The sequence below is a fragment of the Rouxiella sp. Mn2063 genome (assembly GCF_049319665.1).
In the GTDB taxonomy this organism is placed as follows: domain Bacteria; phylum Pseudomonadota; class Gammaproteobacteria; order Enterobacterales; family Enterobacteriaceae; genus JBMOUD01.
In genome coordinates this window covers 112,131-138,548 of the sequence record NZ_JBMOUD010000007.1, presented here as the reverse complement: position 1 = coordinate 138,548, position 26,418 = coordinate 112,131, and the positions used below count along the sequence as shown (strand labels likewise).

The 26,418-nt window shown below is 48.3% G+C and carries 22 protein-coding genes and 1 tRNA gene; 10 read left to right on the top strand and 13 right to left on the bottom strand.

Translation table 11 applies throughout. The features are described 5' to 3' along the window. Positions 1-247: 247 nt before the first annotated feature. Positions 248-1,654, bottom strand: a complete 1,407-nt coding sequence (locus ACL9RG_RS12625; RefSeq protein ID WP_422792963.1) for an MATE family efflux transporter — start codon at positions 1,652-1,654, stop codon at positions 248-250. Positions 1,655-2,089: 435 nt separating this feature from the next. On the opposite strand from ACL9RG_RS12625, the gene ACL9RG_RS12620 reads away from it, so the two are divergent. Further along, positions 2,090-2,800: a 4'-phosphopantetheinyl transferase family protein gene (locus ACL9RG_RS12620; RefSeq protein WP_422792962.1), complete on the top strand. Its 711-nt coding sequence runs from the start codon at positions 2,090-2,092 to the stop codon at positions 2,798-2,800. Between the two features lie 109 nt (positions 2,801-2,909). Here the strand turns inward: ACL9RG_RS12620 and ACL9RG_RS12615 are convergent, their stop codons facing one another. The 8 genes from ACL9RG_RS12615 to aspA form a co-directional block, all read right to left on the bottom strand. Then, a complete protein-coding gene (locus ACL9RG_RS12615; protein WP_422792961.1) occupies positions 2,910-3,218 on the bottom strand; it encodes a SelT/SelW/SelH family protein in 309 nt (102 codons plus the stop codon). A 137-nt stretch (positions 3,219-3,355) separates the two neighbouring features. Next, positions 3,356-4,360 carry an ornithine cyclodeaminase family protein gene (locus ACL9RG_RS12610; RefSeq protein WP_422792960.1) on the bottom strand — a complete coding sequence of 335 codons (1,005 nt, stop codon included), beginning with the start codon at positions 4,358-4,360 and terminating at the stop codon, positions 3,356-3,358. Positions 4,361-4,436: 76 nt separating this feature from the next. After that, entirely contained in the window at positions 4,437-5,969 is a 1,533-nt protein-coding gene (locus ACL9RG_RS12605; RefSeq protein ID WP_422792959.1) for an HAL/PAL/TAL family ammonia-lyase, read from the bottom strand. Between the two features lie 382 nt (positions 5,970-6,351). Beyond that, positions 6,352-6,427: transfer RNA gene (locus tag ACL9RG_RS12600), tRNA-Phe, on the bottom strand. Between the two features lie 133 nt (positions 6,428-6,560). Then, positions 6,561-7,136 (bottom strand): division control transcriptional repressor DicD, encoded by a 576-nt coding sequence (dicD, locus tag ACL9RG_RS12595; RefSeq protein WP_422792958.1) that lies wholly within the window; start codon positions 7,134-7,136, stop codon positions 6,561-6,563. Positions 7,137-7,180: 44 nt separating this feature from the next. Next, positions 7,181-8,971, bottom strand: a complete 1,791-nt coding sequence (locus ACL9RG_RS12590; protein WP_422792957.1) for a protein-disulfide reductase DsbD — start codon at positions 8,969-8,971, stop codon at positions 7,181-7,183. Between the two features lie 263 nt (positions 8,972-9,234). After that, positions 9,235-10,536, bottom strand: a complete 1,302-nt coding sequence (locus ACL9RG_RS12585; protein WP_422792956.1) for an anaerobic C4-dicarboxylate transporter — start codon at positions 10,534-10,536, stop codon at positions 9,235-9,237. A gap of 133 nt (positions 10,537-10,669) precedes the next feature. Further along, the gene (gene aspA / locus ACL9RG_RS12580; RefSeq protein ID WP_422792955.1) at positions 10,670-12,106 is read right to left on the bottom strand and encodes an aspartate ammonia-lyase; all 1,437 of its coding nucleotides are present in this window, start codon (positions 12,104-12,106) and stop codon (positions 10,670-10,672) included. A 446-nt stretch (positions 12,107-12,552) separates the two neighbouring features. On the opposite strand from aspA, the gene ACL9RG_RS12575 reads away from it, so the two are divergent. The 4 genes from ACL9RG_RS12575 (at position 12,553) to ACL9RG_RS12560 (ending at position 15,828) form a co-directional block, all read left to right on the top strand. Continuing rightward, entirely contained in the window at positions 12,553-13,041 is a 489-nt protein-coding gene (locus ACL9RG_RS12575) for an FxsA family protein (RefSeq protein ID WP_422792954.1), read from the top strand. Between the two features lie 164 nt (positions 13,042-13,205). Beyond that, positions 13,206-13,499, top strand: coding sequence for a co-chaperone GroES (locus ACL9RG_RS12570; protein ID WP_422792953.1), 294 nt, complete (start codon positions 13,206-13,208; stop codon positions 13,497-13,499). Positions 13,500-13,550: 51 nt separating this feature from the next. Then, positions 13,551-15,197: a chaperonin GroEL gene (gene groL / locus ACL9RG_RS12565; RefSeq protein ID WP_422792952.1), complete on the top strand. Its 1,647-nt coding sequence runs from the start codon at positions 13,551-13,553 to the stop codon at positions 15,195-15,197. 286 nt (positions 15,198-15,483) lie between these two features. After that, positions 15,484-15,828 carry a DUF4156 domain-containing protein gene (locus tag ACL9RG_RS12560; RefSeq protein ID WP_422792951.1) on the top strand — a complete coding sequence of 115 codons (345 nt, stop codon included), beginning with the start codon at positions 15,484-15,486 and terminating at the stop codon, positions 15,826-15,828. Between the two features lie 77 nt (positions 15,829-15,905). Here ACL9RG_RS12560 and epmB read toward each other — a convergent pair whose 3' ends face one another. Further along, positions 15,906-16,934, bottom strand: coding sequence for an EF-P beta-lysylation protein EpmB (gene epmB, locus ACL9RG_RS12555; RefSeq protein WP_422792950.1), 1,029 nt, complete (start codon positions 16,932-16,934; stop codon positions 15,906-15,908). Between the two features lie 40 nt (positions 16,935-16,974). Here epmB and efp point away from each other — a divergent pair, with 40 nt between their 5' ends. Together efp and ACL9RG_RS12545 are read left to right on the top strand one after the other, a co-directional pair. Continuing rightward, positions 16,975-17,541, top strand: a complete 567-nt coding sequence (gene efp / locus ACL9RG_RS12550) for an elongation factor P (protein ID WP_017493725.1) — start codon at positions 16,975-16,977, stop codon at positions 17,539-17,541. A gap of 78 nt (positions 17,542-17,619) precedes the next feature. Further along, positions 17,620-17,748: an entericidin A/B family lipoprotein gene (locus tag ACL9RG_RS12545; protein WP_422792949.1), complete on the top strand. Its 129-nt coding sequence runs from the start codon at positions 17,620-17,622 to the stop codon at positions 17,746-17,748. A gap of 75 nt (positions 17,749-17,823) precedes the next feature. Here ACL9RG_RS12545 and blc read toward each other — a convergent pair whose 3' ends face one another. Further along, positions 17,824-18,348: an outer membrane lipoprotein Blc gene (gene blc / locus ACL9RG_RS12540; RefSeq protein ID WP_422792948.1), complete on the bottom strand. Its 525-nt coding sequence runs from the start codon at positions 18,346-18,348 to the stop codon at positions 17,824-17,826. Between the two features lie 327 nt (positions 18,349-18,675). Here blc and epmA point away from each other — a divergent pair, with 327 nt between their 5' ends. From epmA to ACL9RG_RS12525, 3 genes are all read left to right on the top strand, one after another. Then, complete coding sequence (epmA, locus tag ACL9RG_RS12535; RefSeq protein ID WP_422792947.1) at positions 18,676-19,653, top strand: elongation factor P--(R)-beta-lysine ligase; 978 nt, start codon at positions 18,676-18,678, stop codon at positions 19,651-19,653. Positions 19,654-20,442: 789 nt separating this feature from the next. Next, on the top strand, positions 20,443-21,279 hold the full coding sequence (locus tag ACL9RG_RS12530; RefSeq protein WP_422792946.1) for a glucosaminidase domain-containing protein: 837 nt from the start codon (positions 20,443-20,445) through the stop codon (positions 21,277-21,279). A gap of 136 nt (positions 21,280-21,415) precedes the next feature. After that, a complete protein-coding gene (locus tag ACL9RG_RS12525; RefSeq protein WP_422792945.1) occupies positions 21,416-21,670 on the top strand; it encodes a hypothetical protein in 255 nt (84 codons plus the stop codon). Between the two features lie 354 nt (positions 21,671-22,024). Here the strand turns inward: ACL9RG_RS12525 and mscM are convergent, their stop codons facing one another. Together mscM and asd are read right to left on the bottom strand one after the other, a co-directional pair. Further along, positions 22,025-25,366 (bottom strand): miniconductance mechanosensitive channel MscM, encoded by a 3,342-nt coding sequence (gene mscM, locus ACL9RG_RS12520; protein ID WP_422792944.1) that lies wholly within the window; start codon positions 25,364-25,366, stop codon positions 22,025-22,027. Between the two features lie 25 nt (positions 25,367-25,391). Next, positions 25,392-26,297 carry an archaetidylserine decarboxylase gene (gene asd / locus ACL9RG_RS12515; protein ID WP_422792943.1) on the bottom strand — a complete coding sequence of 302 codons (906 nt, stop codon included), beginning with the start codon at positions 26,295-26,297 and terminating at the stop codon, positions 25,392-25,394. Between the last annotated feature and the right edge of the window lie 121 nt (positions 26,298-26,418).

The window sequence follows — 26,418 nt, the reverse complement described above, 5'->3', positions numbered from 1 at the left end:
ATATATTTCCGCTTAATCGAACGCAGTACCGTGATAAATGAAAACGGCCAAATAGAAATCTATCTGGCCGTTATTATTTTATTGCTTAAGTCGAAACTTCTTTCGCCTGAAAAAACCTGCCGGGCGCGTTCGCCAACGCTGAAATATTGCCGTTTAGTGATAAGCGACCGAATGAACATGATGTTGGCATACTAATGACTACCTCGGCACTGATGTTTACATCAGCGCCGAGGTGATGACTGCAGTATCAGGCGGCACTTTCCTGCGCAGCCCCTTGCGGCCCAATCAACCTTGTACGCTGCCAGTTAATTCGAGCGAACAATATCATTGTCATGGCGGCCGTGAACAAGTTGGTCAGTGGGTAAGCCCACCAAAGCCCTGATATTCCAAGTGAAGTATGATTGTATAGCGCCCAAGCTAAAGGCAACTGAACCAACCATTGAGCGATCAGCGCCAGTGTCATGGTCGTCATGGTTCGACCCGATGCGCGGAACGCACCGCTCAGTGCCATATGTAAACCAATCAACCCATAACTTGGTGCCATGATGTACAAGAACTGCGCACCGTATTCGATAATGCGTGGTTGGTCAGGCGTAAATATCGCAATAATGTTTGGGGCAAATATGAACCCTAACAGGCCGATAACGCTTAGCCCTAAGAACGAAATGAGCGCGCTTAAACGAGCAATTGACCGAGCGCGATCAAATTGTCCTGCCCCGATATTTTGTCCAACGAGCGTAGCAGTTGCCATCGACATGCCAATTGCCGGGACGATGACCAGCGCATTCACGTTGTTGACCACACCGAAAGCCGCGGTCGCCACGGTGCCCACGGCCGTAACCAGAAACATCATTCCACTGGCACTTAACGCATAAGAACACAACTCAATAGAGGCCGGGAATCCGAGTTGCATGGCGCGCTTTGCGGTATCCCAACGTGGTTTCATTTCCGAGAAATTAATAGAGATCCCAATACGTCCAGAACGTAGAACCATAAACCCGACCAGCATGGCAAGACATTGGTTTGTCACTGTGGCAATGGCCGCGCCTTCAACACCAAATGCCGGGATCACGCCCCAGCCAAAGATGAAGATCGGGTCAATAATCGCATTGAGGAGTAGCGTACCTGCGGTGATAAAAAGCGGGATACGCACTTCGCCTGCGGCACGCATTAGCGATTGCAGCATGGCAAAACCAAAAGTGAATATGATGCCGCCAAGAATGACTCGCAGAAATTTCAGCGCAGAAGGGAAAACATCGGCCTGAGTACCCAACATATGTAGCATCCAGGGGGCGAATATCTCACCTAGCAATGTAATAGGCAGAGCAAATATCAGCGCCAGAATGAGCACTTGTGAAGCAATAGTGCTGGCGTCGCGATGTTTTCCTGCGCCGACAAATTGTGCCACTAACATTGAGCCGGCCACATTTAAAGCAATACCTAGTGCGAAGGCCAGAAAGAAGATGGGCTGACTGACGGCGATTGCCGCGACCGCTGTGCTTCCTACGCGCCCAACCCAGAACGCATCCACAGTGATATACCCAGACTGCAAAAGGTTAGATAAGATCACGGGTATAGCAATGCTTAGCAACGAACGCAGTATCGATCCTTCCAGCAGTGCATTAGGTGCGTTACCCGAAGTTATAGAAGACAAGAGGTGATCCCTTTACATAAATGGTTATCGATATTGGGTATAAATATTTGCAGCGGTATAGGCTACGCAAGAAGCTCCCGCCGAATCACTTGCACAAGTAAGTGATTCGGGATGAACTCCCTGCTCTGATACTGCTCCAATTATTTCCAGTATATTATCTAGTATTATATTTTTTGGTCTAGTGATAATTGAATCGTTATAAGAATATTCTGCAAATATTTTGTTATAAGAAATTAACCCATTCTCATTTTTCAAATTTAGAGAATTAGCAAGAGTTAAATAGAAAATATTATTGGTGTAACATTAAAACGGGCCTGAAATGCTATCTGGTTTTGTTAAGCGTCTCACATTGTCTTGAGATATCATTGACAAGATAAAACCGTTCCTAAAAAAGGGCGCAGATTTAAAACTAATAAGTTGGAGTCAAATAATTATATGTTGAATAGTTTCGCTCCTCGATTTGTTAGCCAACTGTCTGAAAAGGAAATATCAGGTTTTTCAGGTGTTTGTTATCAATGTCACTACAATGATCAACAGTATACGGATGCCGATACGAGCCGTTTATTTGGTGGCAGGTTCGATAAATATCTTGAACGCGCAGTGGTAAAACGTAAGGCAGAGTTTGTTGCAGGGCGGTATTTGGCACATCAGGCGCTGACGCAGTTAGGGGCAGGTAACGCTAGCGTTGATGTCGGGGCTCATCGTGCGCCGTTATGGCCTGATACTTTCATTGGCTCTATCAGTCACTCCGAAGGCTTTGTTGTTTGTGCCGTTGGAAATAAAAATGTCATAAAAGGTGTGGGTATCGACGTCGAACGTTTTATTGACGCAGAAACTGCCGGAAAAATTATTAATAGCGTATTAACTCATTCTGAATTTTATTTTACAGGAGAAAATATTGCGCTCGACGCTGAGATATTGACCCTTATTTTTTCCGCAAAGGAAAGTCTATATAAAGCGTTGCATCCTCATGTCGGCCGCTATTTTGATTTCAAAGCCGCGGCAATAAATAAAATAGATATTATAACAAACCGTTTTACTATCGAGCTCGTCGAAGAACTGGCCCCTGACTTACCAATAGGCACTCAGTTTGAAGGGATATTTGAGCGCGATAGTCAGAAAGTTTTTACCGCTATTTTTTGGTAAGTGAGAAGGCGTTATTAACAGTGATTTTCGGTGATTTTTTGGCGCGATAATATCAACAACAGCCTGAATTTTGATGGGATGTTGTTGATGTTGATAATGGGATAGGATCTTAGGCCGAAGGCGTTTCTGGGTTACTCTTTGCCTTATCGATATGCCCTAAAGATCGATCTGGGAAGCAGATATCACGCAGTCGCTGTTTGAGCACCGCGGCGTCAGGGAAGCCGCCATCAGTTTTGCGATCCCAAATGAGCTGCCCATCCACGCTAATCTGATAAATCCCGCCGGTGCCCGGCACGAGAGTGACTGCCGCAAGATCGGTGCTAAATGAACTCAATAACTCTTGTGCCATCCAGCCCGCACGCAACAGCCAGTTGCATTGCGAGCAATAGGTGATGGTCACCGTTGGAAGTGTTGCCATATCTGTGTCCTGTAAAACGCCCAATGAAGCCGATAGATAAACGCTGAAGTCTGTCGTTAGTAATATTCCTCAGCGTTCAGTGAAGTGCAAACACAAACTGCGGGTTACTCCGGCCAGGCGACTGATAAAGTCAGTTATCAGGCATAGCGCAGCTGTTGGCCGAGTCCGAGGGTTTTCGCCTTCTCCAGCATGGCGTGTCCTAAGGCGATATCGCTCAGCGACAATCCACGATGCCAGAACAAAATGGTTTCATCGTCGTTTTCACGTCCGACTTTACCTTGGGCAACAATTTGCCCCAGCTCAGCATGCAGCGTCTGTTCACTCAATTTTCCGGCTTCAACATGCGCACGTAGCGAACCAAACATACCGCCTTTGCATTGTCCCCAATCGTCAACCACCATTTTGTCCATAATATCGGTCAGCGACAGCTCAACGGCGCTCATGGTGCCGTAAGGTACCACTAAGGCTCCGGGCTTAATCCACTCGGTTTTCAACAGCGGCTCAGGCTGATTAAGACGCGAGGCTTCGACCACAATATCGGCATCGCGTACGCAGCTTTCCCAGTCATCGGTAATCGTCACCGGTTTGCTCAAAGCCTGTTCCAATCGTTCGGCAAAGGCCTGACGACTTTCCGGGCGGCGTGAGTGAATGCGAATTTCATCAAAATCAAACAGGTGATCCAGCAGACGAACGTTCCAGTAAGCGGTGCCACGTGCGCCGATATGGCCCAGTACCTTGCTGTCTTTTTTCGCCAGATATTTTGCCCCCAGCGCGGTCACGGCACCGGTGCGCATATCGGTAATGCCTGCGGCATCGAGTATTGCCACGGGTTTGCCGGTACGGGGATCAAACAGGTTTAGCAGCGCCATTTCCGAGGGCAGGTTTTGTTGGTAGTTATTAACGTAATCGCCAACCACTTTAACGCCCGCCAGATTGATAGACTCAATATAGCCGCGCAACACGTTAAAATGGCCGTTAAACGCCGGATCGGGGATCAGATGAACACGAGGTTCGATCACGGCTTTGCCCTGGCCTTGTGCTTGTAACCCCATTTCTACTGCCGCCAGAATTTCATCATTGGTTAATTCAAGCGCTTTAACGTCTGGCCCATTAAGCCAGGTGATCATAATTGGATCGCTCATGGTTATCTCCGGTTACGGCAGCGCGAGGACGCTGCTGGCAAAATGTGGGATGTCGCGCAGAATACCTTGCTGCGAACTAGCCTCTCTCTAACAAAAGTCGACTCTGTGGCACTAAATCTTCTTGCTCAATTAACGCTACCAGCCGGTAGATATCTTCCGTGCTGCTGCGATCCTCATCCAGTCGTGCTACCCGCTGGCGGACTTGGTGGTAAATAGCCTGGCTGCCAACGCCGAGAGACAGGTCACTACGCAGATCGATAGCCTGTGCCGCGACTAACAGCTCAATGGCAACCAGTAAACGCCAGCTATCCAGCAGACGCTGCAGTTTGTGCACAACCGCCATGGTTTGAGCGGCGTAATCTTCAATACGATCGGCTACCGGCATGCTGACCGCTGCCAGCGGTTGGGCCTGTTGTTGAATATCCGCCACCAGTGCGGCAATGGTTTTTTGCAGCGGCCCAAAGCCAGACTGCGCGTTGCCGGAGACTAAAAAGCGTGGTAACTCGCTGGTGCCAGGTGACATCAACTTCATCAGCCGTTCGCCACTGGTGGCCGCCAGTCGACTCAGGGCCAAGCCCAGCAGTTCCAACGCCAATGTAAGGTGCGTAGCGTCAAAATTGGCGTTGGCCAGAATGATCTGTTCTTCCGCCAGTACCGCAGGATTGTCATCGCTGCTATTAAGCTCCAGCTCCGTTGCTCTAAAAGCACCAGCCAGCGCCTGTTGTACACAGCCAAGTACTGAAGCGATATTGCGAAAACTCAATGGATCTTGCAGACGACGCGCTTTACCCGGTTCGCCCAGGCTGCCGCCGGCGAGCAAAGTATTAAGCAATGTGGCAGCTTCTTGTTGTCCCGGTGCCGGGCGCAGGCGGGCAGCTAAAGGTGAGAGCGGGGAAATATTAGCGACAAAACCTTCAAAACTGAGAGCGATAGCCGCACTTTGGGCGCTGAATACCCGCGCCATATCATCTAGCAGCAGCGCAGTAAGACCAACGGTGGCGGCATTGGATACCACCAGTGCTAAGCCATCTTTGCCTGAGAGTTCCGCTGGGCGAATACCCAACGAGGCCAGCAGTTCTGCCACGGCACGTTGCTCGCCTTGATATTGGGCATCACCTTCGCCGATGACTGCCAGCGCGATGTGTGCCAGCGGCGCCAGATCGGCTTCGCTGATTGAACCGATTAACGGTACGTGAGGATGGATACCGGCATTAAACAGCGCCAACAAGGTTTCGGCGGTGGCCAACGAGATACCGGAATGGCCCACAGCAATACCGGACAGACGGGCCAGCATCATGGCGCGCACCTGTTCTGTATTGGCAGCATGCCCCACGCCAACGGCTCGCCCTCGGGGAATACGACGTTGAATCTCGGTTGCAGTAAGAGTTTGCAAGCTAGTTGGTGTATCAACGGCAGCACCCAGACCGGTGGTCAGGCCATAAATCGGCGTGCCCGCCGCTTGGCTATGCAATAAAAAATCGTTAGCACGGATAATGTGTTGCTTAGTTTGCTCTGCAAACTCCACGTGGCCGGACTTAGCCCGCGCCAGCGTGGCAAGCTGGGTGACGCCGAGCGGCTGGTCACCCAATATAAAAGAAGCGCTACTCATGAGGATTTCACCAAGCCTTTTTCTTTCAGAAATTCTTGCGCGACATCTTCCGATTTCTCTATATCGCGCTCTTGTGCCGCGCAGGCTAGCGATTAGAGCAAAAACCAGCAGATAGACAAAGAAAGAAACAATCTACGAAATAACGGCAGGGTATAACTGCGGGGGAGGAGTGGATCTCAGAAAGCAAAGAACCCGCCATAGGCGGGTTCTTCTAAATATGGTGCCCGGACTCGGACAAGGGTGCGTTAGCACCTTTGAACAGCGCTTGCGCTGGCCCTGAAAGGGTGAGTTTCAGGATGAAACGAATAATCGAACGAAGTTCGATGGAGAGTCCGTATCCCAGAAAGCAAAAAACCAGCTGTTAAGCTGGTTTCTTTAAATATGGTGCCCGGACTCGGAATCGAACCAAGGACACGGGGATTTTCAATCCCCTGCTCTACCGACTGAGCTATCCGGGCAACGGGGCGCATTAAACCGTATTGGCCGTGAGTCGTCAACGGATTTATGCGAAAACTTAGCTGACTGCTGGCTTTTCGGACAAAAAGCCAGAGTTATCGCCATTTTGCCTATTCGATGTACGACTCGGATGTATTAGGTCAGCGCGCCGTGTTTGCGACAGCGGGCAACGTTGAGTACGTCTTCCGCCAATCGACGGGCTACTGCAACATCATGTAATTGGCGTTTAACCAATAACTTGCTCAGGCAGCCTTCTAAAATTAGCTCCATCTGTTCGGCCACCATTTCTGCGTCATCAGAGCTCATTTCTTGCAAGAGTTCTAACGTGTAATGGTAAGACGCCTGTTTTTGCTGCTCGGCTAACTGATGAATAGGGGAGTCGCTTTCTGGGTAGAAACTACAGGCGGCAATAAACAAGCAACCTGGATAGCGTTGTAGCCGTACTTGCTCATCGAGCACCTTATAGCGAGCCAGCAACTTCTGTGTGCCATTTAGCGTGTCATCGAGCAATAACTTGCGACGCCACATATCAATTTGCGCGCCGTGATGGCGCAAACTGTCATAGAGCAAAGCTTCAGCATCGGGCCAGAAACGTTGTAAGTCTTCTAAGCCAATGCCGGTTATTTTCTCTATATCTTCCAGTGACAAATTAGCTAAACCACGCTGTTCTAATAGCGTCAATGTTTGGTCTAAGACCTGTTCACGTAGCACCTTTGCCTCCTCGCAATTTTCATACTGCAATCAAGTTGTGTCATTTAAGGCTGGGTTTTCTGCAAATGGGCAGTGAAATCCGCGCCATTCATAAAACCAGTCACTCGTGATTGTGGTAGCTCTTTACCCTGTGTACCGAAGAAAAGAATAGTCGGTAATCCCAGTACGTTAAGTTGTTTGAGCAATGCGGAATTCTGCGCGCTATTTTGCGTCACATTGGCTTGTAGCAGTACCGTGTTCGCCAGTTCCTTTTGTACCTGTGGATCGGTAAAGGTATATTTTTCAAACTCTTTGCAGGCCACGCACCAATCGGCATAAAGGTCGAGCATCACTCTTTTGCCTTGTGCTTGTTGCAACGCGGCGTTGAGCTGGTCGATATTTTCAATGTTCTGGAAGCGTAAATGCGTGGCGCTACTTTGGCCGTTAGTTGGCGTTACAAACGCCCAATCCTGTAGCGGACGGCTGATAATCAAGGCGGCGGTAAGGAACAGCAGTTGCAGTAATCTTACCCAGCCACGTTGGCTTTTCAGACTTAATTGTAATGCCCAACCAAAGAATGCGATACCCAGAATACTCCATAAACGCAGTCCCCACGTATCGCCGATAATCCGTTCTAACAGGAATACCGGTAAAGCCAGAATAACAAAGCCAAAACCTTCTTTGACGTAGTTCATCCAAGGGCCGCTGCGTGGTAGCAGGCGATTGCCAAATAAAGTGGCGATAATCAGCGGAATCCCCATACCGAGCGCGTACAGATATAAGGTGCCTGCACCGGCCCATGGATTACCGCTCTGTGCGATATAGAGCAAGATGGCGCTAAGCGGTGCAGTAGTACAAGGTGAGCAAATCAACCCTGCCAGTGCCCCCATGACAAAGACGCCGAATAGCGATCCGCCTTTCTGTCCGTTACTCAGTAATGACAGGCGAGTTTGCAGCGAAGAGGGAAGTTGCAGGCTATAGAAACCAAACATCGACAGAGCCAGCAGAATAAACATTGCTGATAATACAATCAGTACCCAAGGGCTTTGTAGTGCGGCCTGAAACTGTAACCCGGCGGCGGCAACGACTACCCCAAGTAAGGTATAAGTCAGCGCCATGCCTTGTACATATAACATCGCCAGCAGGAAGATTCGCTTCATACTGTGCGGGCGTTCACGTCCGAGGATAATCCCGGAAATCAGAGGGTACATCGGTAATACGCAGGGGGTAAAGGCAATGCCGATGCCAATCAATAATGCCCACAGCGGCGAGAAAGGCAGTGGCACGGATTGCACAGCCGGTTCTGCTGTCACTGGCGCGGCTGAATAAGTGAGTGGGCTCGTCGGTGCTGCATCCATTGCTGGCGCTGTATTCGTCGCCGTTGAGGCGACTGCGCTGAGCGGTACCTCTCGCGTTTCTGGTGGGTAACAGAATCCAACGGCGGCACAGCCTTGGTAAGAGACACGCACTGTTGCGTCTGATGCAGCGTTACGAATAGGTATCGTCAGATGTAGCGCATCTTTATAGATCTCAGTATCACCAAAAAACTCGTCGTGATGATCCAGACCCTTGGGCATGATAAAGGCGGCGAGTGAGGCCTTATTGGGGATGATTTCTATTTTTTGGCGGTAAAGGTAGTAACCGTCGCGGATATCCCAGTTAAGGTCAAGCGTGCCATTTTTTTGTTTAAAATCAAAACTGAATGCCTGATCAACCGGCACAAATTGTGTGGCAGCCGGTTTGTCGAACAATCCAGCCTGCGCCGTTTTGGGCGTGAATACGCTAACGCTGAGCAGCAGTGTACACAACAAAAAAGCATAGCGGCGAAAGCCGGATGTAAAAATGCGGTAATCCATGAGGGGGAAGTGTCTCTCGGTTGCTGTCAGCCAACGACCACAGCGTTGTTTCAAAAATAGCCTGAGTAAACTCATCGCTTGCGCTACGGGGGCATCGTGCCACGACCGCTGATTCCATGTCTTCTAGGCCGTTACTATACCTTGCGAGGCATAAATCGAGAAAGGATGTGATGTAATTATGTGCTACGTGTTAGCTGAGAAGCAGCTCGGGGACGTTCCCGAGCCGTTTATTTAAGATGATATATCCCTATAAATGACCGGTTCTATAGCACAAGCGCGCCGAGCGCGAAGCTGAAAAGAACCGACAGGAAAACGCTAATAGTGCCAGGGATAAAGAATGGATGGTTAAACACAAAGCGCCCAATGCGCGTAGTGCCGGTATCGTCCATCTGTACTGCGGCTACCAGAGTTGGATAGGTTGGCAGAATAAATAACCCAGATACCGCCGGGAAAGAAGCCAGTGCGGTCAGCGGAGAGACATTGAGCGCTAAGGCTAAAGGCATTAAAGCTTTAGCAGTGGCCGCTTGCGAGTAGAGCAGGGCGGAGCTAAAGAAGAAAATCAGCGCCAGTAACCAAGGATGAGCCTGGATCATTTCCCCAGCAGTATCTTTAATCCAATCCAAATTAGCCTGAACAAAGGTATCGCCAAGCCAGGCGACGCCAAGAATACAAATACATGCGCTCATACCGGCCTTAAAGGTACCTGAGTTGAGGATAACATCGGTACTGACACGGCAAACCAGCGTAATTAAAGTGGCAACGCTGAGCATGATGATAAGAATAGCGCTGGTTGTTCCCATTAATGGCGTAGTCACTAAGCCTATGCTGGGGCTGTTCACCACGGCAAAGGCGACGACTGACAATACGCCTAGCAAAAACAGCAGAACCGAGGCTTTTGCCCGGGGTTTGACTTCGAGCTTTTTACCGCCGCGTAGGGCAATGAGTCCGTCTTCGTAACGTTTTAGATAAACGGGGTCATCAGTTAGCGTGGCATTAAAACATTTGCTGATAATCAGTGACATCACAATGACGGCACAGAACGTTGCTGGGATTATTATCATCAGCAGATGCAAATAACTGACGCCATGGCCTTCCATCACTGAGGACATATAAACCACCGCAGCCGAAATAGGCGAGGCGGTAATGGCAATCTGTGCGGCAACGACAGCCGTTGAAAGAGGGCGGCAGGGTTTGATGCCTTGTTCTTTAGCAACTTCAGCTATCACAGGTAATGCAGACAGCGAAATATTGCCAGTGCCGGCCATAATAGTCAGGAAATAGGTGACAATAGGTGCTAATAAAGTGATGTGTTTGGGATTACGTCGTAGCAGTTTTTCGGTTTGCTGAACTAAATAGTCCATTCCGCCTGCAACTTGCATCGTGGATATTGCGGCAATCACCGCCATAATAATTGAAATAACATCAAACGGAATAGTCCCTGGTTTTACGCCAACGACGGCCAATGCTAATACCCCCAGGCCACCCGCAAAACCGATACCAATACCACCTAAACGCGCCCCAAGAAATATTGCTGCAAAAACGATAACTAACTCAATGAGCTGCATGATTATTTAACCCGATCCCTGTCTTTGAAATTGTCGCAAAAAAATAGTTTACTTATTATTCGTAATACTCTGCAAAGTAAAAAGGCTCGTTGTTAATAAAACAACGAGCCTGGGAAACTAAATAAATATTAGTTTATTGTTCATTTTCATCGGTATAACGCTTCGCCTTATAGGCAGGGTGCATTAAATTCTCAACCGAGAAAATATCATCCAATTCGGCTTCGGTTAATAGGCCGCGTTCAAGTACTACTTCGCGCACACTCTTACCCGTTTCGGCACAAATTTTACCCACGATATCGCCATTATGGTGGCCAATGAACGGATTCAGATAGGTCACGATGCCAATAGAGTTGAAGACGTAATATTCACAGACTTCTTTATTAGCGGTGATGCCGTTAATGCATTTTTCCAGCAGGTTGTAGCATGCGTTAGTCAGAATATGAATGGATTCAAACATCGCCTGACCAATGACCGGCTCCATTACGTTGAGCTGCAACTGACCTGCTTCCGCCGCCATGGTTACGCAAATATCGTTACCGATAACTTTAAAGCACACCTGGTTCACTACTTCAGGGATCACCGGGTTAACTTTGGCTGGCATAATCGACGAACCGGCTTGCAGTTCTGGCAGGTTGATTTCGTTCAAACCAGCGCGCGGACCTGAAGAAAGTAAACGAAGGTCGTTACAAATTTTGGACAGTTTCACTGCCAAACGCTTCAGCGAACTGTGAACCATCACGTAAGCACCGCAGTCAGAGGTCGCTTCGATCAAATCTTCAGCTGGAACGCACGGCAGGTTGCTGACTTCCGCCAGTTTCTTCACCGCCAATGCCTGATAGCCATCCGGCGTATTCAGGCGAGTACCGATTGCTGTTGCACCGAGGTTCACTTCCAGCAGATATTCGCCGGTACGGATCAGGTTACGGGTTTCTTCTTTTAATAAGACATTAAACGCGTGGAATTCCTGCCCTAATGTCATTGGTACCGCATCCTGCAACTGGGTGCGACCCATTTTCAGGATGTTATCGAATTCTTTAGATTTACGCTCAAAGCCTTCGCCCAATTGCGCAATCGCATCAACCAGTTTTAATAAAGATGCATACACGGCGACACGGAAGCCGGTTGGGTAAGCATCATTGGTCGATTGGCATTTGTTTAGATGGTCATTGGGATTCAGGAATTGATAATCGCCTTTCTGGTGACCCATTAGCTCAAGGCCAATGTTTGCCAGCACTTCGTTGGTGTTCATGTTCACTGAGGTGCCCGCGCCCCCCTGGAAAACATCAACCGGGAATTGATCCATACATTTCCCTTTATCCAACACTTCATCACATGCCCGAATAATAATGTCGGCGATATGACGCGGGATGGTTTGTAGCTCTTTATTGGCGAGTGCTGCGGCCTTTTTCACCATCACCATGCCACGAACAAATTCCGGGACATCGCTAATTTTTGTATTGCTGATATAGAAGTTTTCAACCGCTCGCAGAGTATGAATACCCCAATATGCATCGGCCGGGACTTCACGTGTACCCAGCAGATCTTCCTCGATACGAATCGTATTTGACATGAGAACCTTCTTTTTGATGCAGGAACCAGTTGCAGGTTGAGTAAAATATTACTAACGGACAAAATTAATAGACGATCAGCCGTCCTTAGTTATGACGAGTGCGATCATATGCTGCTCATGGCGAATTGCACGCACAATTGTCACGTATTGCACCGTTTTAATGCAGGCAGTTTACGTATCTGTGAGATCTCTCACAAATAGTAATTCTTCACAATTAATCCCACTTATCTCCCTAATAAACTTCGAGAGTATTTAACATCTTTTTAACTTCACGCATGACAGGTATCGGCAATAAAAATATTTACTGCAGGTTGAAATACTGACCAGCCGCTACCATCTCATAACGGTCAGCCTGCATAGTACTAGTGTAGGATCTCTTTTGGCATTCGGGTGCGTGGCTTGTAGAGGAACCGGGATGCTTTTATGAATCAATTGAGGAGAGTGCGGTGCGCTTGTTACCGTTAATCGTGTTATTTCTGTTGGCTTACATCGAAATAACCTTATTTATCAAAGTCGCATCCATATTTGGTGTCGCGATTACGTTGCTGCTGGTGGTCTTTACTTCCTGCATCGGTATTTCTCTGGTGCGTAATCAGGGAATGAAAACGTTTGTGCAGCTACAGCAAAAGCTGGCACAAGGAGAAAGCCCGGCCGCTGAGATGGTTAAAAGTGTCTCCCTGGTGCTGGCTGGTTTCTTGTTGCTTATCCCTGGTTTCTTCACTGATTTTCTTGGTCTGTTGCTGCTATTACCGCCGGTACAAAAGTCACTGACCTTGAAAGTGCTTCCACATTTGAATATTTACCGCCCCGGTGGCGCACAGCCACAATCTGGTCACACTTTTGACGGAGAATTTCAGCGTAAAGATGAACCGTCTGAGCGATTGATTTCGTCGCGTGATGAAGATGACGCAGATAATCAGCGGCCGCATTGTTAAGAAAGGTCGCTAGATGAGGGGGGAAAGAAATGCAAAATTTTTTCCTCCTCGCCCTTGAAGGGCTATGTAATGCCCCCATTAAACATACCACGAAGCCGGATTAGCCTTTCTGTCCGACATTCAAACTTAAAATTAGAAATGACCTGCTAACAGGAGAGTTATCAATGAAAATTCGTCCATTGCATGACCGCGTAATCGTCAAGCGTAAAGAAGTTGAATCCAAATCTGCAGGTGGCATCGTTCTGACTGGATCTGCAGCGGGTAAATCTACTCGCGGTGAAATCCTGGCCGTTGGCAAGGGTCGCATTTTGGAAAATGGTGAAGTTAAAGCGCTGGACGTTAAAGTTGGCGACATCGTTATTTTCAACGATGGCTACGGCGTGAAAGCTGAGAAGATCGACAATGAAGAAGTGTTGATCATGTCTGAAAGCGACATTCTGGCTATCGTTGAAGCGTAATTGCTTCCCGATGACTTCTTTCTGAACTGAACGAATTTAAGGTAAATAACAATGGCAGCTAAAGACGTAAAATTCGGCAACGACGCTCGTGTAAAAATGCTTCGTGGCGTTAACATCCTTGCCGATGCAGTTAAAGTGACCCTGGGCCCAAAAGGCCGCAACGTAGTTTTGGACAAATCTTTCGGCGCACCGACCATTACTAAAGACGGCGTCTCTGTAGCACGTGAAATCGAACTCGAAGACAAGTTCGAAAACATGGGTGCACAGATGGTGAAAGAAGTCGCGTCCAAAGCTAACGATGCTGCGGGTGACGGTACGACTACTGCAACCGTTCTGGCACAAGCTATCATCACCGAAGGCCTGAAAGCTGTGGCTGCGGGTATGAACCCGATGGACCTGAAGCGCGGTATCGACAAAGCCGTTGTTGCGGCAGTTGAAGAGCTGAAAAAACTGTCTGTACCATGTGCTGACTCTAAAGCGATTGCTCAGGTTGGTACTATCTCCGCTAACTCCGACGTAACCGTAGGTACACTGATCGCTGAAGCGATGGAAAAAGTCGGTAAAGAAGGCGTGATCACCGTTGAAGAAGGTACCGGCCTGCAAGACGAGCTGGACGTTGTTGAAGGTATGCAATTCGACCGCGGTTACCTGTCTCCTTACTTCATCAACAAGCCAGAAACCGGTTCTGTTGAACTTGAAAGCCCATTCATCCTGCTGGCTGACAAGAAAATCTCTAACATTCGCGAAATGCTGCCAGTATTGGAAGCCGTTGCTAAAGCGGGCAAACCACTGCTGATCATTGCTGAAGACGTTGAAGGCGAAGCCTTGGCGACTCTGGTTGTGAACACCATGCGTGGCATCGTGAAAGTTGCAGCGGTTAAAGCACCTGGCTTCGGCGACCGTCGTAAAGCTATGCTGCAAGATATCGCAACACTGACCGGCGGTACCGTAATCTCTGAAGAGATCGGTATGGAGCTGGAAAAATCGACTCTGGAAGACCTGGGTCAGGCTAAACGTGTTGTGATCAACAAAGACACCACCATCATCATCGATGGCGTGGGTGACGAAGAAACTATCAAAGGCCGTGTTTCTCAGATCCGTCAACAGATCGAAGAAGCGACCTCTGATTACGACCGTGAAAAACTGCAAGAGCGCGTTGCTAAACTGGCAGGCGGCGTTGCTGTTCTGAAAGTTGGCGCGGCGACTGAAGTTGAAATGAAAGAGAAAAAAGCTCGCGTTGAAGATGCTCTGCACGCTACCCGTGCTGCAGTAGAAGAAGGCGTGGTTGCTGGTGGTGGTGTTGCTCTGATTCGTGTAGCGCATTCATTGGCTAATCTGACTGGCGACAACGACGACCAAAACGTGGGTATCCGTGTGGCACTGCGTGCCATGGAAGCACCACTGCGTCAAATCGTAGTGAACGCCGGTGAAGAAGCGTCTGTTATTGCCAACAACGTGAAAGCGGGTCAAGGCAGCTACGGCTACAACGCTTACAGCGAAGAATACGGCGATATGATCGCAATGGGTATCCTGGACCCAACTAAAGTGACGCGTTCTGCTCTGCAGTATGCATCATCTGTTGCTGGCCTGATGATCACCACTGAGTGCATGGTAACTGACCTGCCAAAAAGCGATGCACCTGACTTAGGTGGCGCAGGCGGTATGGGTGGAATGGGCGGCATGGGCGGCATGATGTAATCATCCCCCGGCGCTTGATGCCTTCACCAACGATGAGTTAATCATTTTAGGTGAGAAAGAACCCGGCCTTCACAGGTCGGGTTTTTTTTGTACCTTTATTATTCAGTGTTAAGTAAGATAACTCGCATTGTAGTCATAGTTTTGCGTGTAAACTGTTACTAAGATTTGCTGTAGGCTCAATAATTTTGCCGCCTTGTTACTTAGGGGATGTGATGAGAGTGGCTGAAGATAACGGGTTTTTTCTATTAGTTTTAAGCAATGCTCAACATAAATAATGGGGAAAGAGATGCGGATTAAAATTTTGCTGGGCTTCTCAGCCGCAATGTTGCTGGCTGGTTGCAGCACGACAAATCAGCTAGATTCTGCGGGGCAACAGGTTAAATTCACCGACGATCAGCCGAGCAAAGAGTGTCAATTGTTGGGTAATGTCACCGGTGAGCAGAGTAACTGGTTATCTGGTACCGGTGGTGACGGTAGCGCAATGCGCGGTGCGGCAAACGATCTGCGTAACAAAGCGGCAGCAATGGGTGGTAATACTATTTATGGTGCCAATAGCCCGTCTCAGACTATCTTGTCTAGCTTCGCGCCACTATCGAGCAAAATGATCGGTCAGGTTTATAAGTGCCCATAAGGCTTGCTTGCTGACGACCAATAAAAGGGATGCCCGATGGCATCCCTTTTACGTATTAGCTGTTTATTTTTGTACTATCAACACTGTTTCAGTTTCAGGTCTAACGGTGTTTTGCTGCGTTCGCCAGCAACTTCGCGCGAGAGTGTCGGGACTAAGTAGCCAGAAATTTTAGACAGCAACTGTTGCATGATCTCGCGGGCTTTTTCGTCGCTCACTAAGAAATGGGCGGCGCCTTCTACCTTATCGAGTACATGAATGTAATAAGGTAATATTCCGGCATCAAACAAGGCATTGCTTAGTGCCGCCAACGTGTCTGCACAGTCATTGACGCCCCGCAACAAAACGCTTTGGTTGAGTAGCGTCACACCTGCATTTTTCAAACGCGACATGCTGTAGCGCAGCGCATCGTCAATTTCATTGGCGTGGTTAATATGGGTAACCAATAACACCTGCAGCCTTGAATCTGCCAAGCGTTGGCATAGCGTATCGGTGATCCGTGCTGGGATCACTACCGGCAAACGGCTGTGAATACGCAGGCGTTTGATATGGCTAATTGACTCCAACTGGGTAATCAACCAGTCCAATTCGGTATCTTTAGCCATCAAAGGATCGCCGCCGGAGAAAATTATTTCATCCAGTTCTGGGTGAGCGCGGATATACTCCATCGCCTGAGACCAGTTATTTTTATTACCCTGGTTTTCCTGATAGGGGAAATGGCGTCTAAAGCAGTAGCGGCAGTTGACCGCACAGCCGCCTTTCACCAGCAGTAATGCACGATTGTGATACTTATGCAGCAGCCCTGGAACAACGCTGCGCTGTTCTTCCAGTGGATCTGTGGTAAAGCCGGGAGCGGTGAGAAACTCTTCGCGCGCGGTGAGTACTTGCAATAGCAAAGGGTCCTGGGGATCGCCTTGCTTCATTCGGGCTACAAAGGCACGAGGAACGCGCAGGGCGAATAAGCGCCGGGCTTCACGGCCCTGCTGCAGTTCTGGATGATCATTAAGTGCCAGAAGTGTGAGCAGTTCATCCGGGTCAGTAATAACATCGCCGAGTTGATGCGACCAATCTTCTCTAAAGGGCGTATTTAGGGTTACAATGTTTGCCATTTTTTTGGCTAAGCTACCAGTTTAAAATTAGAGGGCCATTATGGCGACTTATTCTAGCAACGATTTCCGTCCGGGTCTTAAAATCATGTTCGAGAGCGAGCCTTACGCTATCGAATCAAGTGAATTTGTAAAACCAGGCAAAGGCCAGGCTTTCGCACGCGTTAAAATGCGTCGTCTGCTGACCGGTTCTCGCGTAGAGAAAACCTTCAAATCTACCGATTCTTGCGAAGGTGCTGATGTTGTTGATACCAACATGAACTACCTGTACAACGACGGTGAGTTCTTCCACTTCATGCACCCTGAGACTTTCGAGCAGCACGGTGTTGAAGAGAAAACTGTTGGTGACGCAGCTAAGTGGCTGCAAGACAATGCAGAATGTATCGTCACTCTGTGGGACGGTCGTCCTATCGCTGTTCAGCCACCAAACTTCATCGAAGCAGAAATCACTGAAACCGACCCAGGTCTGAAAGGTGATACTGCTGGTACCGGTGGTAAGCCTGCGACTCTGAGCACTGGCGCTGTTGTTAAGGTTCCATTGTTCGTACAGATCGGCGAAGTTGTTCGCGTTGATACCCGTTCTGGCGAATACGTTTCACGCGTTAAGTAATTGCCGGCGAGTCTGGGTGGCTGCGGTTGCCACCCAAGCTTTTATCGTTCCCTATTTACTGTCTGGATTACGTTTACAATGTTGAAAAAAATGTTGTTTATCGTGGTTTCTATGCTGATGTTGGCTTCTCTTAGTGGCTGTAATACCGTGCATGGTTTCGGTGAAGACATTCAGCACTTAGGTGGCGCAATTACGCATGTAAGCTGACCTCGGTCAGCCTTTTATCCCAGCTCATTTTTCTCTTCACTTTTTTCCGCGTCGTATTTGTCCACTCTGTGCGTATTAAGGCTGTTTGATCCACAGCAGTTTGTTGGTATCAAAGCCATTGCGTCGTGCTGTTTCCAGCAACTTTTGTTTTACGTCAGCATCCAGCGTCGGTGTTCTTGATAATATCCACAAATAGCTTTTATCCGGGCCGCTAACCAGCGCATAGCGGTAATCTTTATCCAGCTCAATCACGTTATAGCCGCCATAGAAGGGGCCGAAGAACGAGACCTTCAATGCGCCATGTGAAGACGGCCCGGTAAAATAGGCTTTGCCAATACTTTGTTTAAACGCCTGTTTCTCGGTACTAAAGCCGCGATTAACGACCTTGACTCCACCATCATCCCGCAGGCTGTAAGTAGCGGTCACGCGCTCAAGTCCACGTTCAAAACGGTTGTCTAGTCTGGCTATTTCATACCAGGTGCCCAAATAGCGGTTCAACTCGAAATTTTTGACGACATTGATATCAGGTGTCGGTGTCACGCTACAGCTGACACATAGTAATACGCTAACGAGTACGCAGATTTTTGACCACAGTTGCACAGCATGTTCCTTCACTTTGGGGAATGGCGAGAGTTTATTGTAATAGCTGAAGTGTAGGTGATTTCACGTCAGTAAGACGCAGATATGTTGGTCTGGACTTAGGATATGACGGACTTATCTAACAACCATGCGCCGATCTTCTAATATGGGAGTATCAGGGGCCGATAATCTCTGAGATAGCAGGGTTGAATTCGAGAGTTAGAAACCAGAGATGCATTATTGTGATGTTGAGCATGTTATCGGAAATTTGTTTGCATTGTAGGATGCAGGTAGACTGCATGCCCTTCCTGACTTCGGAGAGAAAAAGCCTTGAGCGAGATAAAAAAGATGAGCGAAACTGAAAACTGGCAACCAAGTGCGTCTATCGCCAACTTATTGAAACGTGCATCTATTGTCGCTGAAATACGGCGTTTCTTTGCCGATCGTGGCGTGCTGGAGGTGGAAACACCGACAATGAGTCAAGCGACTGTCACCGATATTCACCTGGTGCCTTTCCAGACTCAATTCGTCGGGCCTGGTGCTGCTGATGGCATGACGCTTTATATGATGACCAGCCCGGAATACCATATGAAACGTTTGTTGGCTGCGGGCAGTGGACCGATTTTCCAGATGTGCCGTAGTTTCCGCAATGAAGAAGCGGGTCGCCACCATAATCCCGAATTCACCATGTTGGAGTGGTACCGCCCACGCTATGACATGTATCGTTTGATGAACGAAGTGGATGATTTGCTGCAACAGGTACTTGATTGTGATGCCGCAGAATCGCTCTCTTACCAGCAGGCTTTTAGTCGCCATTTAGAAATCGATCCGCTTTCTGCCGATAAGGCGCAATTGCGAGAAGTTGCCGCCAAGCTGGATTTATCCAATATTGCGGATCAAGAAGAAGACCGCGATACGCTGCTACAGCTGCTGTTCGCCATGGGCGTAGAGCCACATATTGGCCGTGATAAACCGACCTTTGTGTATCACTTCCCGGCGAGCCAGGCATCATTGGCGGAAATTAGCACCGAAGATCACCGTGTCGCCGAGCGTTTCGAGGTGTATTACAAAGGTGTTGAATTGGCAAATGGCTTCCGTGAGCTGACCGATGGCCGCGAACAACGCCTGCGTTTTGAGCAAGACAACCGTAAACGTGCCGCTCGTGGTTTGCCGCAGCATCCGATTGACGAAAATCTTTTGGCCGCACTGGAGCACGGTTTACCTGAGTGTTCAGGCGTTGCCTTAGGTGTGGATCGCTTGATTATGATTGCGTTGGGAGCGGATAGCCTGGCGGATGTATTGTCATTCCCTGTTTATAAGGCGTAATGCCTTTCGAGTGTCTTTGAGCCAGATGGGCTTAGAGCAATAACTGTGCTTGGACGGTGATTAAAACCAGAGTAGTGTTATTTTCGGTTCTTCAAATGCGGTGTTTAATGTGGCTTTGTCGCCCGAACCGCCGAAAGGGGACAAGGCCGTCCCCTTTGCGAATCCTGGGCCTTTCCAAACCGTTACTCTGAGCCCTGTGGCGGCTATGTTCCAGGTGCCGCAACGATAGGCGCAAATTTCATGGCTTCGCCATGCCTTCCTTCGGGGTCGAGCCAGCTTAATAAATGCTTTAGCGGCATTGTCGGGTAACGCTATCTATTCCGTTGGGGCAGACGTCAGAAGAGTGAATGCGTAAGGCTTCTTGAGCCCAGCTCCATGAGCATCCTGATAACCCCAAACAGAGTGAAAAGATAATTATTGCTCTCATATATCAGCCATCGTCCTTTGAACTGGATGAGAATCATACCAAAAGAATAGTTAACAGTTCAAAAAACATAGAGTAATTAATTTCACAAGGTAAAAATACTTTTATTTTATGAATATCAATTCTTTATGAAAAATATAAGCGGCTGAAAACTATTTAAGTTATGCGGGTAGAATTATTGTAAGTATATTTTACATTGATAGGATGTATTTTTTTATTGTTTTGATTTTAATCATTTTTTTATATTTAAAATGTAGCGTTTTTTCTCCTTAGGCATCTTTATTTTACAGTTGATAGATTCTATTCTGATTATAATTTGCTGAGTATTGCTCATGTCATATTGATAATTTTTAAGGTGATTTATTATGAGATGGAGACTTAGAGCCTCTGTTGGTATTGGACAGCCAAACTATCGTGATGATGTTATAAAAATACAAATGCTACTTAACCGCGCGTCAGAAGATAATCATTTAGAACACTTAAACGAAGATGGTATTTTTGGGATAAAAACGAGTGCCAGATTAGCTGAGTTTCAGAAAAACTCTGTCCATATGCTGCATGCGGATTCAATTGTAAACCACAATGGCCGAACGTTAAATATACTCAATCATGGTGGAACGTTTACTCCTCCAAATCAGTTACAACAGGCTATCGTTCCAGATAGCGCAGCTGCTAAATTACTAGAAAAACAAGCATCATCAAAGTCGCCAAACTATAAATCAGCTTGGTTCAATAGGGCGCTTTCAACTGCGAAAAATGTAAAATACCATTGGGGGGTCCCAATTGCTGTGACATTAGCTCAAGGTGCTCTTGAATCTAATTGGGGAAGGCATGCCCCGGGTAATATTTATTTTGGTGTTAAAGGTAAATCTCCTAATGGCAAGGCTATCGCTGTAATAACTCACGAAAACTATGCTGGAAAATCCACGGTTACCAAAGATAGTTTTCGTTCTTACGACACGCTCGAGCAGTCTGCGGATGATTATGGCCGTTTTCTGGCAACTAACAAACGTTATGCTAGAGCGTTTATATTTAGAAATGAACCTGAAAGATTTATACATATAGTTGCATGCGCAGGTTATGCTACTGACCCTAACTATGAGAAGAAAATTTTGAGTATTATTCGCTCAAATGGTTTAAGTGATTACGATAATCCAAGAGTAACGACATCTGCTAGCTACAGTAATCCTTTGCATCAATAGCTTCATTCTATCTACAGAGATTATTTATAAGATGAATAAAATTAATCTATTAAAATTCATTACCTTTTTTATATTGTTACTCACAGGAGTGCAAAGTTTCGCAGCACAAACCTCCCAAAGTTCGGTAATTTCACAGGTGAAAAAAACAGTCGAACAAGAAAAGTTGACCATTGATCCTAAATGTACCGACTATCTTTTCACTGCAAATGCTGAAGCTGGCTTGGATCTGGTTGATGTGGTGGAAAAGCATGGTGGAGAGTGTGGAGGGAGCCCAGAAATACAACATCGTCTATTTAGCGTTTATGTCGATCAAGTCACACACCAAATGCTAAGTGACAAGGACGACCCGGCTAACGGCACGCTATCACTGCTACCAGCCAGCAAACCTTAATTAAATTTTACCTGTGCCTGTGCCTGTGCCTGTGCCTGTGCCGTTGACCTTAAAAGCCACCAAGCGCCCTCAAAATTTCACCGGCAAGTGGTGAGAGACAACTATATTACCGTTGACTCGAATCCGCAGCCGGGCATCCCGGATGGGATGAAATTTGTGCGATAACGGAAGCCGCTGAAACATGGCCTCCGCTGGACACGGAGCTGAAGTGGTAAAAAGCGCAGGATTGCGAAGGGGCGTGCACGCCCCTTGGCTCGGTTTCGGCGGCGGGGCCGCATTGATAACTGTATTTGAAAAACCGAAATATTCTCGGCCTAAGATTTTCCAAAACCGTTCAAAAACCTGTTAAGGCTTTTAAAGATCCCCACTCGATCGTGGTGTCGTACTACTGAACGTTGCTCCCACACCATTTTGCGCACGATGTAACATCTCCATGCGCGCTTGGAAGGGTGGGAACGGCAGCGTCAGGCCATGTTCACGGAATCCGGCAAGGATCAATTGGTGAATCTCATGGCGTAACGGCATACGATGCGCCATTTCTGCGGCGTGCATACGCAGCTCAAAGATCTGAATACCTTGCTGTAGATCCACCAGATAGGCTTCTGGCGCTGGAGTTTCCAGCACCAGACTACATTTCCTGGCGGCATTGATCAGAATGGATGTCACTTCCTCGCTATTGGCTTCTGGCGGAGCAGGCACAGTAAGCACTACACGGGTTACTGAGTCAGACAGCGACCAGTTGATGAATTGCTCGGTAATAAAAGCCTTATTAGGCACGATAATTTCTTTGCGGTCCCAGTCGGCAATGGTGGTAGCGCGGGTATTGATCTTAGTGACGCTGCCGGTCAAATTGCGGATCGTCACCGTATCACCGATGCGGATCGGTTTTTCAAACAAGATGATCAAGCCGGAAATGAAGTTGGCGAAGATCTCCTGCAAGCCAAAGCCTAATCCCACACCTAATGCGGCAACCAACCATTGCAGCTTGGCCCATTCAATCCCAAACAGGGAAAACGCTGTCAGGCCACCTATCAGCATGATGATGTATTTGATGATAGTCAGCGTGGCATAGCCAGTACCGGGTCTAAGCTCGAGATGCTGTAGCACCGTGAGCTCAATCAAGGCTGGGAGGTTACGTACCAACTGAGCCGTGATAATTAACACCAAAATAGCAATCAGCACCGCGCCAAGGGTGATTGGCTGCATGGTTTCAACGCCCTGATTGGTCGATGAAACGTCCCACAGATGGATATTTTCCAAAAACGAAAACGCGGAATGTATCTCAGACCACAGGAAGATAACCGAAACCAGCGCCACCATTGCCAGCAGAGAACGTACCAGACGCAGCGACTGTGCACTGATAACGTCAAGGTCTACGACCGGTTCTTCTATCTCAATGGTGCCTTCGTTGCTGGTATTTTGCGGCGTATCTTCGTCATTACGAGCACGTTGACTAAGGATCTCGGAGCGTCGTTGTTTGGCGCGCTCAAAAGCAATTTTCCGTCGCTGAATCAGCATCCAGCGGCGGATAATGTGATAGACCACTTGCAACAGGAACCAGATAGCTACTGAGGTTTCCAAACGTGCGAGCAGTGACTGGGCAGTATCTAAATAGCCAAGCAGCGACGCGAACGCGGCCAGCAGAGGCGCACTCACCAATAACCACCACAAGGCACCGTTAACGCGATGATCGCCATCGCCTTGCTTATCCAGATACAACGGAATACTGGCGCGTTTGAGGCTATGAGTCACCAAGCTGAGCAGCAAACACAGCACAATAAAGCACAGTCGCCCTAAGGTATTCGAGAATTCCCGGTCGCTGAGATTATCGAAGGTAATCAGCGCCATAATTAACGGGATAATGACCCAAATAGACATGGCGTAATAACGCAATGCTCGGGAAACCCGACGCTGTGGCCAGCCGAGATGGGCGATAAACAGCCCTTTAGGGTGGGCAAGTGCAGCGCTTATCATAAACAGCCATAGCACAGGCAGCGCCGCCGTTACGCCATCGCCGATAGCAACTGCAATCGGATAAGGCCAGGCGTTTTGTAATCCAAAACCTAACGCCGCCCACAGTACAGGCAAGGGCAGTGCGACCAGTACTGACCAAAACACGGTACGCATGGTGAGTGAGAAATGGTCTTGCGTCACTTTACCGACCCGGCTGCTGGCGCGCTCAAGGAAGGCATAATAGTGGCGGCGTGAACTGATACTAATAATCACCAGAATGAGTGCGCCAAACAGCGGCGTTAAGGTTTCTTTACTGGTGAACATCATCGCCGTTGCTTTGCTTAGCTGCGCTAAGGTATCGAGCGATAACAAGCGTTTTAAATCGTGAGCGACCATCACTGGGTAAGCCAGCGATATCGGGCTGACATCGGCTACCCAGAAGAGATAGCGGTGGGCAGCGTCGTGAATATCCTTCAGCGCATCAACTAACTGACCATTGGCAACTTTTAGTTTAGTCAGCTCAAGAATCTGTGTATCACACCCAGAAAGCAGTGAATTGAGCAAATCACTTTGCGTGCGCAACTGTGATTCCAGGATTTTTTGTTGGGATGAAGTTAATGGTTTCCCATCATCCTGACGGCCTTTACGATATTGCTGCTGCTTATCTAGCTGCTCTTCATAACGTAAGCGTTGAACGCGTAGCTGGCCCATCTCATTATCAAGCTGCTGCGGTTTTGGCGTATCTGGTAGTTTGGCAACCTGCGCACGCAGTGTTTCACCGAGAAGGTTAGACGCGCCCAGCCACTGTGCTTGTTCTCGGATGGTGCTCAGCGCCTGACGTACTTGTAACGTTTGTGCCGCGGCCTGGCGTTGTTGTGAAGCAATCAAATCCATCCGCTGTGCTTGCTGATTCATTGCCAGCGATAGCTCACGGTTGATTTGCAGCAATTCGCTGATTGATTGCGGCAATTCGCCGCTTTGTTCAGCCAATTGCTCCGTTTTTTCCAACGCTTCTTCGGCTTCTCGTTGGCGCTGACTATTGAGCGCATTACGCAGTGTCTGTAGTTGTTGATCCAGACGATCGTGGCGAACTTTATAGATTTCAGCGCGCATTCTCGACAATTCTTGTCGATTACTTGCAGACAGTTGAGCCAGCTCAAGTTCTTCGACTTTCGCTTTGCGAGCCATGGATTCTGCCTGCAAAGCGTTCATCTTGGCTTGCCCTAACGCCGAGGCATTGCTGGTCGAACTCTGGATCCTTTGGGTAATTTCAGCCAGCGTGCTGCGCGCTTCCGCTTGTTGCTGTGGGATTTGGCTCAGAGAATCGCTTATTTCGCGGGAACGGTCTTGCTCTTGACGAAGTTGCCTGGCCTGTTCAAGTAGTTGGCTGCTGACTTGTAAAATTTGCTGGTCGAGTTGCGGCGCACTTAGACTATCGTCTACCGGCAGCTGTTTATCGCTTTGTGTTTTCAACTCCTGACGCAAGCTTTGCGTCATTTTGGGGAAGTCGTCGATAACCTGCTGATATTGCTCCGTACGAGCCGTCGAGGCGCTGGCTTCATTTAGCCAGCTAAGAGCGCTTTGTAGCGCCTCGACGACTTGCGGCTGATTAGCCATATCCTTATTGGCTTCAGCTTGCTTGAGTTCTTGCCTGAGTTGATCTTCATTAGGGGCTGCGTTGGAAACCAACGGCAGCCATAACAAGAAACTTACCAGCAAAGCAGAGATCAGACGCACCAGCATTTCCTTTTAATCTGACGGGGTTTTATTATTCGTTTACTTCTACAACAGTATTTTCCGCCGCAGGCTGGCGAATAGCCTCCGCGAAGGGTTGCCCCATGCGAGTGACCGTACCATTGCTTAAGTTCGGCGAGAGCGTGACTTGATTGGCGGCAAAGAGGTTAATTACCGTGGAGCCGAGTTTGAAGCGTCCCATCTCTTGGCCTTTTTCCAATGTAATGGCGTTTTCTTCACCGGCTGCTGGGTAAGTCCAGCGTTTGATGATGCCCTCACGCGGTGGGGTGACTGTGCCACTCCATACGGTTTCAATACTGCCAACGATAGTCGCACCGACGAGAATTTGTACCATTGGGCCAAATTCAGTATCGAACGTGCAGATAACGCGTTCATTGCGTGCGAATAAATTAGGTACGTTAGCCGCGGTCAGTGGATTGACCGAAAACAAGTCACCGGGTACATAAATCATCTCACGTAGCGTGCCATCACAAGGCATATGTACACGATGGTAGTCACGAGGCGCCAGATAAGTGGTAGCAAACAGGCCATTTTCGAAACGCTCAGCGAGCTGATAATTACCAGCCAACAGCGCTTCAAGAGAATAGTAGTGGCCTTTCGCCTGGAACAATTTGCCATCTTCTATTGGCCCTAGCTGGCTAATGGCGCCATCGGCAGGCAGGCACAGCATATCCAGACCGCTGACAATAGGACGTGCGCCTTCACGCAATGGACGCACGAAGAAGTCATTAAAGGTGGCATAAGAACGCAGGTCAGGTTCCTGAGCCTCTTTCATATCCACTTTGTAGTAACGAGCAAAGCCTTTGATAACCCATTGGGTCAGCATTGCTGCACGGCGCTCAGCGCCCCAGCCAGCAAGGCGTGTCAGCCCTTGTTTAGGTAGTAAATATTGCAACTTGATTTTAATACTATCTAGCACGAGAACCTCTTGTGGAGTATCTGACCTTAAAATCAGGAGGCTGCTGTTTCCCTGCAGCCCTGTTTAATAGGTTTTAAAATATAATTAGGGTAATCAATTGGTTAATCTCAATTTTTACCTA